General features: G+C 66.2%; 14 protein-coding genes and 1 riboswitch. Of the genes, 9 read left to right on the top strand and 5 right to left on the bottom strand.

The window, feature by feature from the left end; all coding sequences use genetic code 11:
- Positions 1 to 258 precede the first annotated feature (258 nt).
- The 4 genes from WS54_RS01945 to WS54_RS33490 all read left to right on the top strand — a co-directional run bounded on the left by WS54_RS01945 (position 259) and on the right by WS54_RS33490 (position 3,811).
- Entirely contained in the window at positions 259 to 1,074 is an 816-nt protein-coding gene (locus WS54_RS01945; protein ID WP_059784769.1) for a MipA/OmpV family protein, read from the top strand.
- An 8-nt stretch (positions 1,075 to 1,082) separates the two neighbouring features.
- Positions 1,083 to 1,757: a response regulator transcription factor gene (locus tag WS54_RS01950; protein WP_059784766.1), complete on the top strand. Its 675-nt coding sequence runs from the start codon at positions 1,083 to 1,085 to the stop codon at positions 1,755 to 1,757.
- Between the two features lie 51 nt (positions 1,758 to 1,808).
- On the top strand, positions 1,809 to 3,161 hold the full coding sequence (locus WS54_RS01955) for an ATP-binding protein (RefSeq protein WP_059784763.1): 1,353 nt from the start codon (positions 1,809 to 1,811) through the stop codon (positions 3,159 to 3,161).
- A 173-nt stretch (positions 3,162 to 3,334) separates the two neighbouring features.
- A riboswitch (SAM-I-IV-variant riboswitch) is annotated at positions 3,335 to 3,439 on the top strand.
- A gap of 42 nt (positions 3,440 to 3,481) precedes the next feature.
- Positions 3,482 to 3,811, top strand: coding sequence for a hypothetical protein (locus tag WS54_RS33490; protein WP_159086624.1), 330 nt, complete (start codon positions 3,482 to 3,484; stop codon positions 3,809 to 3,811).
- Positions 3,812 to 3,862: 51 nt separating this feature from the next.
- Here WS54_RS33490 and glmS read toward each other — a convergent pair whose 3' ends face one another.
- On the bottom strand, positions 3,863 to 5,692 hold the full coding sequence (gene glmS, locus WS54_RS01965; protein WP_059784760.1) for a glutamine--fructose-6-phosphate transaminase (isomerizing): 1,830 nt from the start codon (positions 5,690 to 5,692) through the stop codon (positions 3,863 to 3,865).
- 156 nt (positions 5,693 to 5,848) lie between these two features.
- Here glmS and WS54_RS01970 point away from each other — a divergent pair, with 156 nt between their 5' ends.
- The gene (locus WS54_RS01970) at positions 5,849 to 6,340 is read left to right on the top strand and encodes an Lrp/AsnC family transcriptional regulator (RefSeq protein ID WP_059784758.1); all 492 of its coding nucleotides are present in this window, start codon (positions 5,849 to 5,851) and stop codon (positions 6,338 to 6,340) included.
- A 29-nt stretch (positions 6,341 to 6,369) separates the two neighbouring features.
- Here WS54_RS01970 and panB read toward each other — a convergent pair whose 3' ends face one another.
- Complete coding sequence (panB, locus tag WS54_RS01975; RefSeq protein ID WP_034205560.1) at positions 6,370 to 7,224, bottom strand: 3-methyl-2-oxobutanoate hydroxymethyltransferase; 855 nt, start codon at positions 7,222 to 7,224, stop codon at positions 6,370 to 6,372.
- A 77-nt stretch (positions 7,225 to 7,301) separates the two neighbouring features.
- Between panB and WS54_RS01980 the strand changes: the two genes are divergently transcribed.
- Positions 7,302 to 8,120, top strand: coding sequence for an AraC family transcriptional regulator (locus tag WS54_RS01980; protein WP_034205559.1), 819 nt, complete (start codon positions 7,302 to 7,304; stop codon positions 8,118 to 8,120).
- Positions 8,121 to 8,133: 13 nt separating this feature from the next.
- Here WS54_RS01980 and WS54_RS01985 read toward each other — a convergent pair whose 3' ends face one another.
- Both WS54_RS01985 and WS54_RS01990 read right to left on the bottom strand, forming a co-directional pair.
- Positions 8,134 to 8,667: a methylated-DNA--[protein]-cysteine S-methyltransferase gene (locus tag WS54_RS01985; protein ID WP_059784755.1), complete on the bottom strand. Its 534-nt coding sequence runs from the start codon at positions 8,665 to 8,667 to the stop codon at positions 8,134 to 8,136.
- Complete coding sequence (locus WS54_RS01990) at positions 8,664 to 10,136, bottom strand: DNA-3-methyladenine glycosylase 2 family protein (protein WP_059784752.1); 1,473 nt, start codon at positions 10,134 to 10,136, stop codon at positions 8,664 to 8,666. The genes WS54_RS01985 and WS54_RS01990 overlap by 4 nt, the downstream gene beginning before the upstream one ends.
- Before the next feature lie 331 nt (positions 10,137 to 10,467).
- Here WS54_RS01990 and WS54_RS01995 point away from each other — a divergent pair, with 331 nt between their 5' ends.
- Positions 10,468 to 11,760 (top strand): MFS transporter, encoded by a 1,293-nt coding sequence (locus WS54_RS01995; RefSeq protein WP_034206257.1) that lies wholly within the window; start codon positions 10,468 to 10,470, stop codon positions 11,758 to 11,760.
- Between the two features lie 79 nt (positions 11,761 to 11,839).
- Here the strand turns inward: WS54_RS01995 and WS54_RS02000 are convergent, their stop codons facing one another.
- Entirely contained in the window at positions 11,840 to 12,943 is a 1,104-nt protein-coding gene (locus WS54_RS02000) for a LacI family DNA-binding transcriptional regulator (protein ID WP_034205556.1), read from the bottom strand.
- 70 nt (positions 12,944 to 13,013) lie between these two features.
- Between WS54_RS02000 and WS54_RS02005 the strand changes: the two genes are divergently transcribed.
- Together WS54_RS02005 and WS54_RS02010 are read left to right on the top strand one after the other, a co-directional pair.
- A complete protein-coding gene (locus WS54_RS02005; RefSeq protein ID WP_059784749.1) occupies positions 13,014 to 13,847 on the top strand; it encodes an NAD-dependent epimerase/dehydratase family protein in 834 nt (277 codons plus the stop codon).
- 201 nt (positions 13,848 to 14,048) lie between these two features.
- Entirely contained in the window at positions 14,049 to 14,768 is a 720-nt protein-coding gene (locus tag WS54_RS02010; RefSeq protein WP_082725165.1) for a tetratricopeptide repeat protein, read from the top strand.
- Positions 14,769 to 14,787 lie beyond the last annotated feature (19 nt).

Consider the following 14,787-nt stretch of genomic DNA (forward strand, 5'->3'; position numbering starts at 1 on the left):
GCTGAGGATTCGGCTCGATGTGGAATAACGTTTTATCCATATGCGGAATGGGGAAATTTGTTTCTTTCCGGGCCGGCCGAGTGCGGCGGCGCCGGCATGCAGGCTCGCGCGCATCGAGCCTCTCGCCTTGCATCGATATTTCCCACCATCCGAATTCCTCACAAGATCCGCCCGAGACGATTTTTTCGGTAAGTGAGCGGTAAGTCGACTGGTCCTACAGTAGCCCCCGTTTCGACCGCCGACTCCAGGAAAACGATTGTGAAAATTGCCGCCCGCCGCGCACGTCCGTTATGGCTGATTGCCGCTTCATTCGCACTGTCATCCGCTTCCGCATGGGCGGACGACGCCATGAGCCCGCCCGATTCCGATCATTCGGGGCTGACCATCCTCGACCACGCGACGAACGTCACGCATTGGGGATTGGGCGCCGGCGTCGGCGTCGAGCCGTCGGTCTACAGCGGCGACGGCACCCGCGTATTGCCTTTTCCGCTGGTCTACTTCGACAACAAATGGGTGCAGGCCATCGGCACCACCATCGATCTGAAAATCGGCAGCTGGAGCGGCGTCAATCTCGCGCTGCGTGGCCAGTTCTCGCTGTTCGACGGATACAAGGGCTCGGACGCACCGATCCTGAACGGCATGGACAATCGCAAGGGCGCGTTGTGGTACGGCCCTGCACTGTCATGGAGCACGCGCTTCGGCACGTTGTCGGGCAGTTTCCTGCTCGGCGGAAACAAGGGCGAACGCGCGAAGATCGGCTTCGAGAAGGCGTTCGCGCTCGGCGCGTTCTCGATCGCGCCGCATGTCGGCGTGGAATGGCTGAGCGACAAATACGTCGACTACTATTACGGCGTGCGACCATCCGAGGCACGTGCGTGGCGCGCCGCATACAGCGCGGGTTCGGCCGTGAACGTGTCGGCCGGCACCCGTATCGACTACCGGCTGACGAAGCAGCAGACGGTGTTCGTGGACGTGGGTGTGTCGCGTCTCGGCGACGGCATCACCGACAGTCCGCTCGTCGGAAGACGGGTCGTTCCCGAGGCCAGAATCGGCTACATGTATCGGTTCAAGTGAGTGCGAGTATGCCAAGAGTGGCGATTGTCGAGGATCACGAGCGCCTGGCCGGCCTGCTGGCTCAGGCCCTGGCCGCGGCGGGGATCGAATCCGATCGGTTCGGCAATGCTCGGGAAGCCGCTTACGGTATCGACCGGGCCGATTACGCGCTGCTGATCGTCGATCGAGGATTGCCCGACGGAGACGGCCTGGCGTTCTTGCGCACGCTGCGCGCGGCGGGGCGCATGATGCCTTGCCTGATGTTGACGGCGCGCGACGCGTTGCATGACCGCATCGACGGACTCGAAAGCGGCGCCGACGACTATGTGACCAAGCCGTTCGAAATGAGCGAGCTCGTCGCCCGCGTCCGCACGCTGATGCGGCGCCCGGCGCTGCTCACGACGCTCGTCGCGTCGTTCGCGGATGTGACCGTCGACCCCTCGCAGCGCACGATGCGCTGTGGCGACCGGACGACACTGCTGGCGCCGGCCGAACTGCAGGTCCTGCTCTGCCTGATGGAAGCCGCGGGCCGGACCGTCCGACATTCGAACCTCGAGCATGCCGCATGGGGGCTCGCGGAGGCGGTCACGCCGAACGCGCTCGAGGTGACCGTGCACCGCTTGCGCAAGAAACTGACGGCGATCGGCGCAACGATGCGACTCGCCAATATCCGCGGCGCCGGCTTCGCGCTGCGCGACGCGTGACGATGCTTCGCCGCGTTCCGCCGGTTGTCACGTCCTCGTAAGAGAACCACCATGTTCCGTCATTGGGTGCTACGCCTGTCGACCCGTCTATGGGTGACCAACGTCGTCGCGTTCGCCATCAGCCTGGCGCTGCTGTCTGCGCTTTCCATCTATTTTCTGGATCGATATCCCGAGTTCTTGGGACGGCGCCAGCAGATGGAGAGCATCCGTCATATCGTGGCCGGGATGCGTTTCGACGCGGCCGGGCGCCCCGCATCCGTGCGATTGGGCGAGCATCCGGCGGTGATGTTCCGGCTCTTGCCGGCCGACGTGAAGTATCGCGTGCTCGATGCGACGGGGAAGGTGTTGCTGGCGTCGGTGCCTTCGAGCGACGACCGACCCTGGCTGACGGAGGACCTCGCGACGGTGGCAGGCAAGGTACTGCCCGCGACGATCGACAGCAAGGCGTACGTGGTCGCGACTCAACGCGCGTTGAACGGTAGCGTCGTCTATTACGTGCAGGTGGCGCACAGCAGGCAACTCGTCGATGCGCTCGTCAGGACGCGGATCGATCCGATACCGAAGACCATCGCTTATGTGCTGGTCATTGCGACCGTTATTTTCGGACTGACGCTGCCGTTGACGATCAGCCATGTGCTGAAGCCGTTGCGGGAGGTATCGCGTGCCGCGCGGGAAATCGAGCCACGCAACTTGAAGACGCGGCTGTCGTCGGCCGGGATTCCCAGCGAGATCAAGCCGCTGATAGACGCGTTCAACGATGCGCTGACCCGGCTCGAGAACGGCTTCGCGGTTCAGCAGCAATTTCTCGCCGACGCCGCACACGAGTTGCAGACGCCGCTCACGCTGGTCAGAGGGCAGATCGAGCTGCAGCCCGACATCAGCCAGAAGGCGCTGTTGCTTCGCGAGATCGACTTGATGGCACGGCAGGTCAAGCAACTGCTGCATCTGGCCGAAGTCAGCGAAGCGCGGAACTTCAGCTTCGACGACGTGAACGGCGCCGAGGTCACGCGAGACGTCGTGAGCTTGCTGGCTGGCAAGGCCGATGCGAAGCAGGTGAAGCTTCATATCGAAGCGCGCGACGCCGCGGCGCCTATACGGGCGGATAGCGGGGCGCTTTTCATCCTGCTCAAGAACATCCTCGAGAACGCGATCAACGCTTCGCCGTCGAGTGGTGTCGTCGTGCTGACCGTTCTCGATTCGGCGATTCATATCGAAGATGAAGGACCGGGTATTCGGCGGGAGCATCTTCCGCTGCTCTTCGATCGATACTGGCGGGCACCGGACTCGCGGTATGACGGTGCCGGCCTCGGGCTGGCAATCTGCAGGGAGATTGCCGACGCCCATCACTGGAACCTCACGGTCGATGTGCTGACGACGGGGACGCGGTTCAGTGTCTGGTTTTAGTTGGCCATGAAGGGATTTCGACCCCTCATGCAAGACACGCGGGTCCGTGGGTTACCTTGGTAACGGGGCGGACGAGTGCGCCTGTCATGCCGACGTGTCGCTTTTCACCGCCCCTTGTCCGGCGTCGATTTTTCGATATAATGAATCCACGTTCGGCATGACGAACGTGAGAATTCAAGCATCCAGAGTCGGGTTTATCCGACGCCAACCTGCCCTCCCGGGCAAGGTGGACGCCCTCGAGGCGATGCGGCCGATTGACGGCAACGAAGCGGGAGCAGCATGGCTGGCACCGGTTCGATCACCATTCATCCGGAGCAACCATGAGCCAAGTTTCCTCCGCTTCCCGCCCGACCGTCTGTGAAGACTGGTCGCACTTCCTTCCCGGTTTCACGTTGACGCATACGGTTCATCTCGTTTCGAGACGGCTTCCGGGCATCGTTTCGACAGCGGAGGCCGTGCTCGAAGGTGAAACGGCGACGGTCGATCGTTGGGCCATCACCCGCTGTGGCGATGTTCTCGAGCAAAAGATCGTGCTCGGTGAAATGACGGAAGGGCAAGCGGTGCGGCTGCGTGAGCGGCTTGCCGCGCTGGAGGGGGTGCTCCGGGCGCGGGTGGAGCATCATTTCGTGAGGGCGGGGGCGGCGCGGTAGACGATGTGGGCGGATCGTCGCCGTATCGGCTGACAAGGGGAAAACATCCCCTCACTCCACCGTCACCGACTTAGCCAAATTCCTCGGCTTATCGATATCCGTCCCCCGCGCCAGCGCCGCGTGATACGCGAGCAGTTGCATCGGCACCGTATGCAAGATTGGCGACAACGGTCCGTAATACTCGTTGAGTCGAATCACCTCGATCCCTTCGCTCGGCACGATCCCGCAGTCCACATCCGCGAACACGAAAAGCCTGCCATTCCGCGCACTGACTTCATGCATGTTCGACCTGAGCTTCTCGAGCAACATGTCGTTCGGCGCGACCGCGATCACCGGCATTTCGTTGCTGACGAGCGCCAGCGGCCCATGCTTGAGCTCCCCCGCCGGATAAGCCTCCGCATGAATATACGAAATCTCCTTCATCTTCAGCGCCCCTTCGAGCGCGATCGGATAATGCATCCCGCGCCCGAGAAACAGCATGTTGTCGCGTCGCGCGAGCAACTCCGACCACGCCATGATCTGCGGCTCCAGCGCGAGCACCTTCGACATCGCATCGGGCAGATGCCGCAGCGCGCGCAGATGCTCCTTTTCTTCATCGTCGCTCAATCGCCCGCGCACTTGCGCCAGTGACAGCGTCAGCAGGAACAACGCAACGAGCTGCGTCGTAAACGCCTTCGTCGAAGCCACGCCGATCTCGATCCCCGCACGCGTCACGAATTGCAGCGCGCATTCGCGCATCAGCGCACTCGTCGCGACGTTGCAGATCGCGAGCGTGTGCATCATTCCGCTGCGCTTCGCGACATGCACCGCGCCGAGCACGTCAGCGGTTTCACCGCTTTGCGACACCGCAACCACCAACGTGCGCGGATTCGGCACACCGTCGCGATAACGAAACTCGCTTGCGATTTCCACACTCGCCGGCAGCTTCGCGATGCTCTCGATCCAGTACTTCGCGGTCAGCGCCGCGTGATAGCTGCCGCCGCACGCGAGCAGCAGCACCGAATCGACGTCGTTGAACACACGCCATGCGCCGTCGCCGAATAGCTCGGGCATGATCGACGAAACGTCGAGCAGCGTATCGGCCACGGCCTGCGGCTGCTCGAAGATCTCCTTCTGCATGTAGTAGCGATACGATCCGAGATCGGCCGCGCCGCTATGCGCGGCGACGCGATGCACCGCGCGCTCGACGCGCTGGCCGGCCGCATCGACGATCCAGTAGCGATGCAGTTGAATATCGGCGACGTCGCCGTTCTCGAGGTACGCAATGCGATCGGTGATGCCGGACAGCGCAATCGCGTCGGACGCCAGAAAATTCTCGCCTTCGCCGACTCCGACCACGAGCGGCATCCCGTCGCGCGCGCCGACGATCCGGTGCGGCTCGTCGCGGCACATCACCGCGATCGCATAGCTGCCGCGCAGTCGCGCGACCGCACGCCGGACCGCGTCGAACAGGTCGCCTTCGTACAGGTGGTCGATCAGGTGCGCGATCGCCTCGCTGTCGGTCTGGCTCGCGAACACATAACCGTGCGCCTGCAGTTCCGCACGCAACTGATCGCAGTTTTCGATGATCCCGTTGTGCGACAGCGCGATGCGCGCATTCGCATCGCTCGGCGAGAAGTGCGGATGCGCGTTGAGCGTGATGGGCGCGCCATGCGTGGCCCAGCGCGTATGCGCGATGCCCGTGTAACCCGACAGCCCCTGCGCGGCGATCTCGCGCTGCAGGTTCGCGACACGATCGACGCTGCGGGCGCGCGCCAGCGCGCGGTCGCGGTAGACCACGACGCCGCACGAATCGTAGCCACGGTATTCGAGCCGCTTCAGGCCGTCGACCAGGTTCGGCAGGATGTCCCGCTGGGCAACCGCTCCGACAATTCCACACATATCGCGCTCCGTAAATGTCCCATCTGGATCAGTGAGAGCGATGGTAGAAGCAGTCGAATGGAATTTAATTTCAAAAAATAGGTATTAATGAAATGGATGGTGGATCGTCTATCATGTTGAAATTAAATTTCACCCTCTGACCGGAAGGAGTGGCCGATGGCCGGCATCACCCTCGACGATCTCGACCTGCGCATTCTCGCGATCCTGCAGGACGACGCGTCGGTATCGAACCTTCAACTCGCCGAGCGCGCGCTGTCGTCGCCGCCCACCTGCATGCGCCGCGTGCGGCGGCTGACGGAGGCCGGCGTGATCCGTCGGCAGGTCGCGATGCTCGACCCGGTCGCGATCGGCACGGCCGTCACCGCGTTGATCGAGATCAGCCTCGACCGGCAGACGGCCGAGGACTACGACGCGTTCGAAGCGTACGTGTGCGCGGAGCCGGCCGTCACGCAGTGTTATCGCGTGTCGCCGGGGCCCGATTTCGTCGTGATCGCCGATCTGGCCGATGTCGCGGAATACGACGAATTCGCGCGGCGGCTGTTCACCGGCGCGTCGAACGTCCGCAACGTGCGGACGTTTTTCTCGACGCATCGCGCGAAATTCGAAGCGAACGCGCGGGTCGCGCATGCGATGCGCAAGCGCACGTAACGTGAGGTAACCGCGTCGTTCGTCCCGCATCACGCAGTCGGGGCCGCGTTCGCCAGTTGCAGCGGCTTGCCGTATCCGAAGCAATGCGCGGGCTCGGGAAACACGCGCTGCCGCACGTCGTGCGCGTACTGGCGGATCGCGTCGCGCATCAGCGCGTTCGCATCCGCGTAACGCTTCACGAAGCGCGGCGTGTACGCGTCGAATGCGCCGATCATGTCCTCGGTCACGAGTACCTGCCCGTCGCAGGCGGGCGATGCGCCGATGCCGATCGTCGGGATCGTCAGCGTCTCGGTCAGGTGGCGCGCGAGCGCTTCGGCGGTGCCTTCGATGACGACGCCGAATGCGCCGGCACGCTCGGCCGCGCACGCGGCGTCGAACACCTGCGCGGCCGAACGCGGGTCCATGCCTTGCGCGCGGAAGCCGCCCGTCGCGTTGGCCTGCTGCGGCATGAGGCCGACATGCGCCATCACCGGAATGCCGCGATCGGTCAGGAAGCGGATCGTGTCGGTCATCTCGCCGCCGCCTTCGAGCTTCACGGCCTGTGCGCCGGTTTCGGCGAGCAGCCGCGCGGCGGAGCGATAGGCTTGCGCGGGCGATTCCTGGAACGTGGAGAACGGCAGGTCGACGACGACGCACGCCTGCGCCGCGCCGCGCACGACGGCCGCGCCGTGTGCAATCATCATGTCGAGCGTGACGCGCAGCGTATCGGGCATCCCGTACAGCACCATGCCGACGGAGTCGCCGACGATGATCACGTCGGCCACGTCGTCGACGAGTTTCGCCATCGGCGCGGAATACGCGGTCAGCGACACGAGGCTGCCGATGCCTTTGGTCGAACGGATCGCGGTGACGGTCTTGCGAGTGATGCGGGTATGAGCGCTCATGGGTGGAAGCCGTGTGAAAAAGGAGCCGCCACGGTAGCATCGCGCTCGTTCGTGCAATGACCTTCGGAGGACGTCTTATGTTGCTGGCGGGACAACCCGGCGGCCCTTACGCGGTGCCGCCGATGGCGCGCCTGCCGAGGCCGCTGTACGTGCGTGCGTTCGGCATTCCCGGCAACGTGAGCGTCGACGCGCACAGTCATCCGTGGGCGCAACTGATGTATGCGACGAGCGGCGTGCTCGAGGTGACGACACCGTCGAGCCGGCAACTGCTGCCGCCGCACTATGCGATGTGGATTCCGCCACACGTGCCGCACGCGGTGTCGACGCGCGATGGCGTCGCGTTCCACAGCCTGTATCTCGACGAGGCAATCGCGCGCAGCGACGTGAACGACGATTGCACGATCCTGTGCATGACGCCGCTGCTGCGCGAGCTGGTGATCGCGACCGGCGAGTTGCCGGTGAACTACGACGAGGCGGGGCCGGACGGTGCGCTCGTGTGCCTGATCGCGGACCGGATCGCGCGCATGCAGCCGGCGCCGCTCACGGTGCCGCTGCCGCGCGATCCGCGCCTGCTGAAAATCGCGCGCGCGTTGCATGCGGCGCCGGGCGATACGCGCAGTCTCGACGAATGGGGCCATCGGGTCGGCGCGACGCGGCGCACGCTGTCGCGCCTGTTCCGGCAGGACACGGGGCTGTCGTTCACCGAATGGCGGCAGGCCGTGCGGCTGCTCGCGTCGCTGCCGCTGCTCGATGCGGGTGCGCCGATCGGCGCGGTGGCCGCGCAACTGGGTTACGACTCGACGTCGTCCTTCATCGCGCTGTTCCACGCGAAATTCCGCGTGACGCCCGGCGCGTATGCGAAGCGTGAAGCGCGCCGGCCGGTGTCGAGCGCGTGACGCGCGCCCTCCATCAGAACGCCAGCGCCTGCTGCACCGGGTGCCGGGCGCCGCGCGAAAACCCCGCGCCTTCGAGCGACAGCAGCGCACGTTTGCGGTCGACGCCGCCCGCATAACCGGTCAGGCTGCCCGACGCGCCGACCACGCGATGGCACGGCACGATGATCGATACCGGATTGCGGCCGACCGCGCCGCCCACCGCGCGCGCACCGCTCATCGGCAGCCCGACGCGCTCGGTGATGTCGCCGTACGACACGAGTTCGCCGAACGGAATCGCCAGCAGTTCCTGCCATACCCGTCGCTGAAACGCAGTGCCGCGCAGGTGGATCGGCACCGAAAACGTGTCGCGTGCACCGGTGAAGTATTCGGCGATTTCTTCGGCGACGCGGCGGGCGATCGGCGAGCGGGCGAGCGCGTCCGCTTCGCGCACGATCGCCAGCGGCGGGAAGTATTTCTGGCCGACGAAGTACAGGCCGGTCAGCACATCGTCCTCGATGCGCACGGCAATGTCGCCCAGCGGGCTCGGAATCAGGTGAGCGGGAGTCATCGCGACATTTCTCCATGAAGGCGCCATGCATGCAATGCGGCATACGCGCGCCACGGCGCCCAGCGGGTCGCCGCGTGCGGCGCGGAGGACGGCCCGCGCGCGGGTTCGGTGCGGGTGGGCAGCCATGCATCGTCGGCGGGAAATGCGTTCGGCCACGCCATCGCGCGCATCGCGACGTACTGCACCGCGCGTTCGTCGAAGCCGGGCAGCGCGCGCAGCGCGGCGAGCGTCGCGTCGAGCGGCGCCATCGGTTCGAGCGCGAGCGTGCCGTCGTCGACGGCACGGGCGAGCGACACGATCGCGCGTGCCGTGTCGCGCTCGATGCCGATCGTCTCGAGGGCCGAAGGCGGCAGCGCGGCCAGCGTCGCGGCGCAGGGCAGCGCGTGCGTGAGGCCCTGCGGCGCGCCGTCGACCGAGTGACCGAAGCGTGCCGCAATTCGTGCGAGCAACGGCGTATCCGCCTGCGCGGCCGCAAGCTGCTCGCCCGCGAGGGCACGGATCGCAATCTCGAGGCCGTCGAACGCACCGGGCACGCGCAGGCCCGGCGAGCCGCTCGCGAGATCGCCGAGATGCGCGTCGATCACGTCGGGGCGGCTGTCCAGATCGAACAGCCGGCGCACGCGTGCGAGCACGGCCGGCACGACCGGCGTCAGCGCGGGCGACACGGTGACGGCCAGCGCGAAGCGCTGCGGCACGTGCGCGACGGACAGCCAGCCGGCCAAGCGGCGGCCGCCGTTCCGGTCCGGCAGCTCGACGATGCGCGCATAACGCTGCGCATCGATCCGCTCGACGCCATCGATCTGCCGCTGCGCGAGAAAACGCATCAGGTCGGCCCATGCGAACGGCGGCCGGTACGGCAGCGGGAAGGTCATGTCGCCGTCGGCCGATGCACCGGCCCCTTTACGTAGCCGCAGCGGATTGAGGCCGTAGCGCTGGCGGAACAGGTCGTTGAAGCGCCGCACGCTGCCGAACCCGGCCGTCGACGCGACGACGGCCACCGGCAGCGCGGTATCGGTCAGCAGCCGCTTGGCCATCAGCAGCCGCTGCGTCTGCGCGAACTCGACCGGCGACACGCCGAACTGCGCGCCGAAGATGCGGCGCAGATGGCGTTCGGTCACGCCGACGCGCCGTGCGAGCGCATCGACGGAATGCGCGTTCAGGAATCCGTCGTCGATCAGCGTCGCGGCCGCGTCGGCGAGATTGCCGGACAGGTCGAGCAGCCCGTGGCCGGGCGCGAGCTCGGGGCGGCAGCGCATGCAGGGCCGGAAGCCGGCTTTCTCGGCGGCCGCGGCGGTCGGGTAGTAGCTGCAGTTGCGCGCCTTCGGCGGCTTCACCGGGCAGACGGGGCGGCAGTACACGCCGGTCGTCGCCACGCCGACGAAGAACCAGCCGTCGAAGCGGCGGTTGCGCGAAAGCAGGGCGGCGTAACAGGTGTCGGGATCGAGGCGCATGGGACGACTGTAAACCATCCCCGGCGCCGATTCTGGCTGGAATCGGACATGTGTCTCCGCGGCCGCGCGCGCCGCGCCTCGGCGGGAAAATCAGGGGAAAAACGGTTAATGCCACTCTGCGGAACAGTCGTCTCTTTTACCGCGACCAATTTGAGATGACTCATCGAAATCCCCGACTGACACGGCCCCGGTGCAAACCCTATCCTTTGAAAAACGTTTTCCAGACGGATCGGCGAAACGTGCCGTGCGCAGCCGTGCGCAGCCGCGCGCCGCCGTTCGCCCCGGCGCCGGTCGCCGGTCAACGAACTTCGTGCGGCGCGACGGGCGCGACCGCGCATCGGAGACATTCATGCCCACTGCCGTCGTCGGCGCCGTGCGCGCGGTTGCCAGTCGCTACCGCTGGACCGTCTGTGCGCTGCTGTTTTTCGCGACCGTCATCAACTACATGGATCGGCAGATCCTCGGCCTGCTCGCGCCGATGCTCCAGCACGACATCGGCTGGAGCCAGGTGCAGTACGGCCGCATCGTGATGGCGTTTTCGGCGTTCTATGCGTTGGGCCTGCTCGGCTTCGGGCGCATCGTCGACTGGCTCGGCACGCGGGTGTCGTACGCGGTGGCGATGCTGGTGTGGAGCATCGCCGCGATGCTGCACGCGGCGGTCGGTTCGGTGACGGGGTTCGCGTTCGTGCGCGCGCTGCTCGGCATCGGCGAGGGCGGCAACTTCCCGGCCGCGATCAAGACGACGGCCGAATGGTTCCCGCGCCGCGAGCGCGCGCTCGCCACCGGCATCTTCAACTCGGGAGCGAACATCGGCGCGGTGTTCGCGCCGGCGATCATCCCGGCGATCGCCGTGGCCTACGGCTGGCGCGCGGCGTTCGTGATCATCGGCGCGATCGGCATCGTGTGGCTGGCGGTGTGGCTGGCGATGTATCGCACGGCCGACACGCGCGCACTCGCGGCGGAATACGACGAGCCGCGCGACGAAGCCGAAGCGCTCGACGCGGCGAATGCGAGCGCCGGCGCGCCGCGCTGGGGCGAACTCATCCGCAAGCGCGAGACGTGGGCATTCCTGGTCGGCAAGTTCCTGACCGACCCGGTGTGGTGGTTCTACCTGTTCTGGCTGCCGAAGTGGCTCAACGAGTCGCGCGGGATGGACATGCAGCACATCGGTTTGCCGCTCGTCTGCATCTATGCGCTGACGACGGTCGGCAGCATCGGCGGCGGCTGGCTGTCGTCGATGCTGCTGCGTGCAGGCTGGAGCGTGAACCGTGCGCGCAAGACGGCGATGCTGATCTGCGCCTGCTGCGTGCTGCCGATCGCGTTCGTGTCGCAGGTGCAGAGCCTGTGGATCGCAGTCCTGATCGTCGGCCTCGCCGCCGCCGCGCACCAGGGCTGGTCGGCGAACCTGTTCACGACCGCGTCCGACCTGTTCCCGCGCCGCGCGGTCGCGTCGGTGGTCGGCATCGGCGGGATGGCCGGCTCGATCGGCGGCGTGCTGTTCTCGGAAGTGATCGGCCAGGTGCTGCAGCGCACCGGCCACTATTGGGTGCTGTTCGCGATCGGCGCGTCGGCCTACCTGATCGCGCTGGCCGTGATGCACGGGCTCGTGCCGAAGATGAAGCCCGCGAAACTCGACGCGTGATTCGCGTCGTTGCAAACGAACGCGCCGCGTCGGACGGCGCGGTTTTTTGCGTTCGGGGCGGTGGCGTGTCGCGACCGCGTCAGCCGGCCGCGGCCGTCGACGCGCGCATGATCAGCCGCGGCTCGAACGTCGAATAGCTCGCGTCGGTGCGCCCGGCGAGCGCGTCGATCAGCTTCTGCATCGCGAGCTCGCCCATGTTCTCGCTCTGGATGTCGACGGTCGTCAGCGCGGGCGCCGCGTAGGCGCCGTACGGCACGTTGTCGATGCCGGCGACGGACACGTCCTGCGGTAGCCGGAAGCCGAGCGACGCAGCCTCCTTCATGAAGCCGAGCGCGATCAGGTCGTTGTAGCAGATCACGGCCTGCGGGCGCTGCGGCCCGAGCATCACGCGCGAGCACGCGCGCTCGCCGGCCTCGGCGGTCGGCGCATGCGCGTCGTGCACGTCGAGCGTGAGCCCGGCTTCGGCGAGGCAGTCGCGCGCGCCCTGAATCCGTTCGTCGTTCACGCGCGCGGTGCCGAAGCCGAGATACGCGATGCGCGTGTGGCCGAGGTTGAGCAGGTGGCGCGCGAGCATGTAAGTCGACAGCCGGTTGTCGATGCCGACGCTCGGAATCGGCAGGCCCGGGCTGCGACGCAGCAGCACGAGCGGCTTGTTGAGGTCGAGCATCCAGCCGGCTTCCTCGTCGGGCATCCGCGTGCTGACGATCAGCCCGTCGACGCGCTGCGCGAGCGCCTCGATCAGCGAACGTTCGCGCGCCTGGCTTTCCTCGGTATCGACGAGCAGCAGCGTGTAGTCGTGCTGCAGCGCGACGCGGTTCGCGCCTTTCACCACGTTCGTGAAGTGCGGGTTGCTGATGTCGAGGATCACGAGGCCGATGGTGCGCGTGCGGCCGGTGATCATCGAGCGCGCGAGCGGGTTCGAACGGTAGCCGAGCCGCTCGATGGCGTCCTTCAGCCGTGCCTCGACGGTCGGCGAGAAGCGCTGCGTGCCGTTCACGTACTTCGAGACCGTCGCGACCGACACGCCGGCTTCCGCGGCCACGTCGCGGATCGTCGGGGAAACTTTTTTCATCCGCAGGGTAACGTTTTCGTTCGATAACGCCGGATTGTGGCAGAAAAAGCCGGCGCGCGGCCAGCGGTCGATATCGGGAAAGTGCGGATGGCTGCAAGCAGGTTCGGCCATTGACGTTCGGCGCCGCGTCCGCGTATAGTTGGAAAACGTTTTCCGATTTGGGCAGATTCAAGGAGATTCGATGAACGCCTCATCCACCGCCGCGCGCAAACCGTTCGGCCGCCTGCTGCTGACGGGCGCGGCCGGCAACCTCGGCCGCCAGTTGCGCGGTGCGCTCGCCGACTGGGCCGACGTCGTGCGCGTCAGCGACATCGCGGCGCTGGGCGACGCGGCCACGCATGAAGAAATTCGCGAGGTCAACTTGGCCGACCGGCCGGCCGTGATGCAGCTCGTCGACGGCGTGGACGCGATCGTTCACCTCGGCGGCATTTCGGTCGATGCGCCGTTCGACGATCTGGTCGGCGCGAACATCACCGGCACGTACAACCTGTACGAAGCCGCGCGCAAGCATGGTGTGAAGCGCGTCGTGTTCGCGAGCTCGAACCATGCGATCGGTTTCCATCCGGTCACCGAAGTGCTCGACGCCGATTCGCCGCTGCGCCCCGACAGCCTGTACGGGGTGACGAAGTGCTTCGGCGAATCGCTGTCGCGCTACTACTTCGACCGCTTCGGGATCGAAACCGTCTGCCTGCGGATCGGCTCGTCGTTCGAGGTGCCGAAGAACCCGCGCATGCTCGTCACGTTTCTCAGCTATCGCGACTTCATCGAGCTCGTGCGCTGCTCGCTGCTGACGAATCGTGTCGGCCACGCGATCGTCTACGGCGCGTCGGACAACCCGGTGAAGTGGTGGGACAACACGAAGGTCGGCTTCCTCGGCTTCCGCCCGCGCGACAGCTCCGAGCAGTTCGCCGGGTTGTTTCCGGTGACGGCGCCGACCGCCGATTACGACGATCCCGCGCAGCGGTTCCAGGGCGGCGGCTTCGTCGTCGGCGAGCCGATGGAACGGAACGCGTAGGCGGCGCGGCTGGCCGAAGGCGCTTCATTGACGACGGATTGGCGGATGCGGTAAAAGGGGAGCCTTCCGGTGTGACAGGCTCCGCCATGCGGTGCCCGGAACGACGACGCGCACCGGACGGCTGCATGCGCGGCGCGACGCTCGAGGGCACGACGTCGCACCGCGCCGCGATCCGATCGAATAATCACAATATCGAGAGCAATGAAGAAGACCTTATTGGCGTTGAGCCTTGCGCTGGCCGTTGCGCCGGCGTTTGCGGATCTGCAGGACGCATTTGCCGCCTACAAGAAGAACGACTACAAGACTGCCATCCCCGAACTCACGACCGCAGCGAACGCGGGTAACGTCGAAGCGGCTGCGCTGCTCGGTGATTACTACCGCTACCAGGACGCAGAGCAGGCGGTGAAGTGGAGTTTTCTCGCGGCCCAGCACGGCGACGCGAAGATGCAATACGACATGGGCGTGCAGATCGACGATGCCGCGTGGCAGTTGTTCCGGCACGAGGAGAATCCGGCCAAGCGCTATTTCCGCGTGGCGGCGGACTGCTTCCAGATGGCGGCCGATCGCGGCTACGCACCCGCACAGAGCGCGCTCGGCATGATGTACGACATGGGGATGAAGCTGCCCCAAGACCTCGAGAAAGCCGTCGCGCTGTATCGCGCCGCTGCGCGCCAGGGCGATCCGCTGGGGCTCGAAAGCATGGGTACGCTCTACCAGCAAGGGCGCGGCGTGAAGCAGAACCTGTCGACCGCGTACACGTTCTATCTTGCCGCGGTGAAGGCCGGGAAAGGCAGCCGCAAGGTCGAGTTCTCCGAGGCGACTGCACGCGCGCTCGAAGGGGAACTGTCGGCGCGCGATCGCGCGCGGGCGAAGGCGACCATCGATGCGTGGCAGCCGGGGCAGCCGCTCGACGGGATCTGACGCGGCAGCCGCCCGCGCG

Source organism: Burkholderia sp. NRF60-BP8 (assembly GCF_001522585.2).
GTDB lineage: Bacteria > Pseudomonadota > Gammaproteobacteria > Burkholderiales > Burkholderiaceae > Burkholderia.

What these genes read in the sequence shown, in the direction of transcription:
- WS54_RS01955 (WP_059784763.1), top strand. Translation starts at nt 1,809, where the DNA reads ATGTTCCGTCATTGGGTGCTACGCCTGTCGACCCGTCTATGGGTGACC.
- WS54_RS01990 (WP_059784752.1), bottom strand. Translation starts at nt 10,136, where the DNA reads ATGGTTTACAGTCGTCCCATGCGCCTCGATCCCGACACCTGTTACGCC.
- glmS (WP_059784760.1), bottom strand. Translation starts at nt 5,692, where the DNA reads ATGTGTGGAATTGTCGGAGCGGTTGCCCAGCGGGACATCCTGCCGAAC.
- WS54_RS33490 (WP_159086624.1), top strand. Translation starts at nt 3,482, where the DNA reads ATGAGCCAAGTTTCCTCCGCTTCCCGCCCGACCGTCTGTGAAGACTGG.
- WS54_RS01980 (WP_034205559.1), top strand. Translation starts at nt 7,302, where the DNA reads ATGTTGCTGGCGGGACAACCCGGCGGCCCTTACGCGGTGCCGCCGATG.
- WS54_RS02000 (WP_034205556.1), bottom strand. Translation starts at nt 12,943, where the DNA reads ATGGCCGAACCTGCTTGCAGCCATCCGCACTTTCCCGATATCGACCGC.
- WS54_RS02005 (WP_059784749.1), top strand. Translation starts at nt 13,014, where the DNA reads ATGAACGCCTCATCCACCGCCGCGCGCAAACCGTTCGGCCGCCTGCTG.
- WS54_RS01985 (WP_059784755.1), bottom strand. Translation starts at nt 8,667, where the DNA reads ATGACTCCCGCTCACCTGATTCCGAGCCCGCTGGGCGACATTGCCGTG.
- WS54_RS01995 (WP_034206257.1), top strand. Translation starts at nt 10,468, where the DNA reads ATGCCCACTGCCGTCGTCGGCGCCGTGCGCGCGGTTGCCAGTCGCTAC.
- WS54_RS01950 (WP_059784766.1), top strand. Translation starts at nt 1,083, where the DNA reads ATGCCAAGAGTGGCGATTGTCGAGGATCACGAGCGCCTGGCCGGCCTG.
- WS54_RS02010 (WP_082725165.1), top strand. Translation starts at nt 14,049, where the DNA reads ATGAAGAAGACCTTATTGGCGTTGAGCCTTGCGCTGGCCGTTGCGCCG.
- WS54_RS01970 (WP_059784758.1), top strand. Translation starts at nt 5,849, where the DNA reads ATGGCCGGCATCACCCTCGACGATCTCGACCTGCGCATTCTCGCGATC.
- panB (WP_034205560.1), bottom strand. Translation starts at nt 7,224, where the DNA reads ATGAGCGCTCATACCCGCATCACTCGCAAGACCGTCACCGCGATCCGT.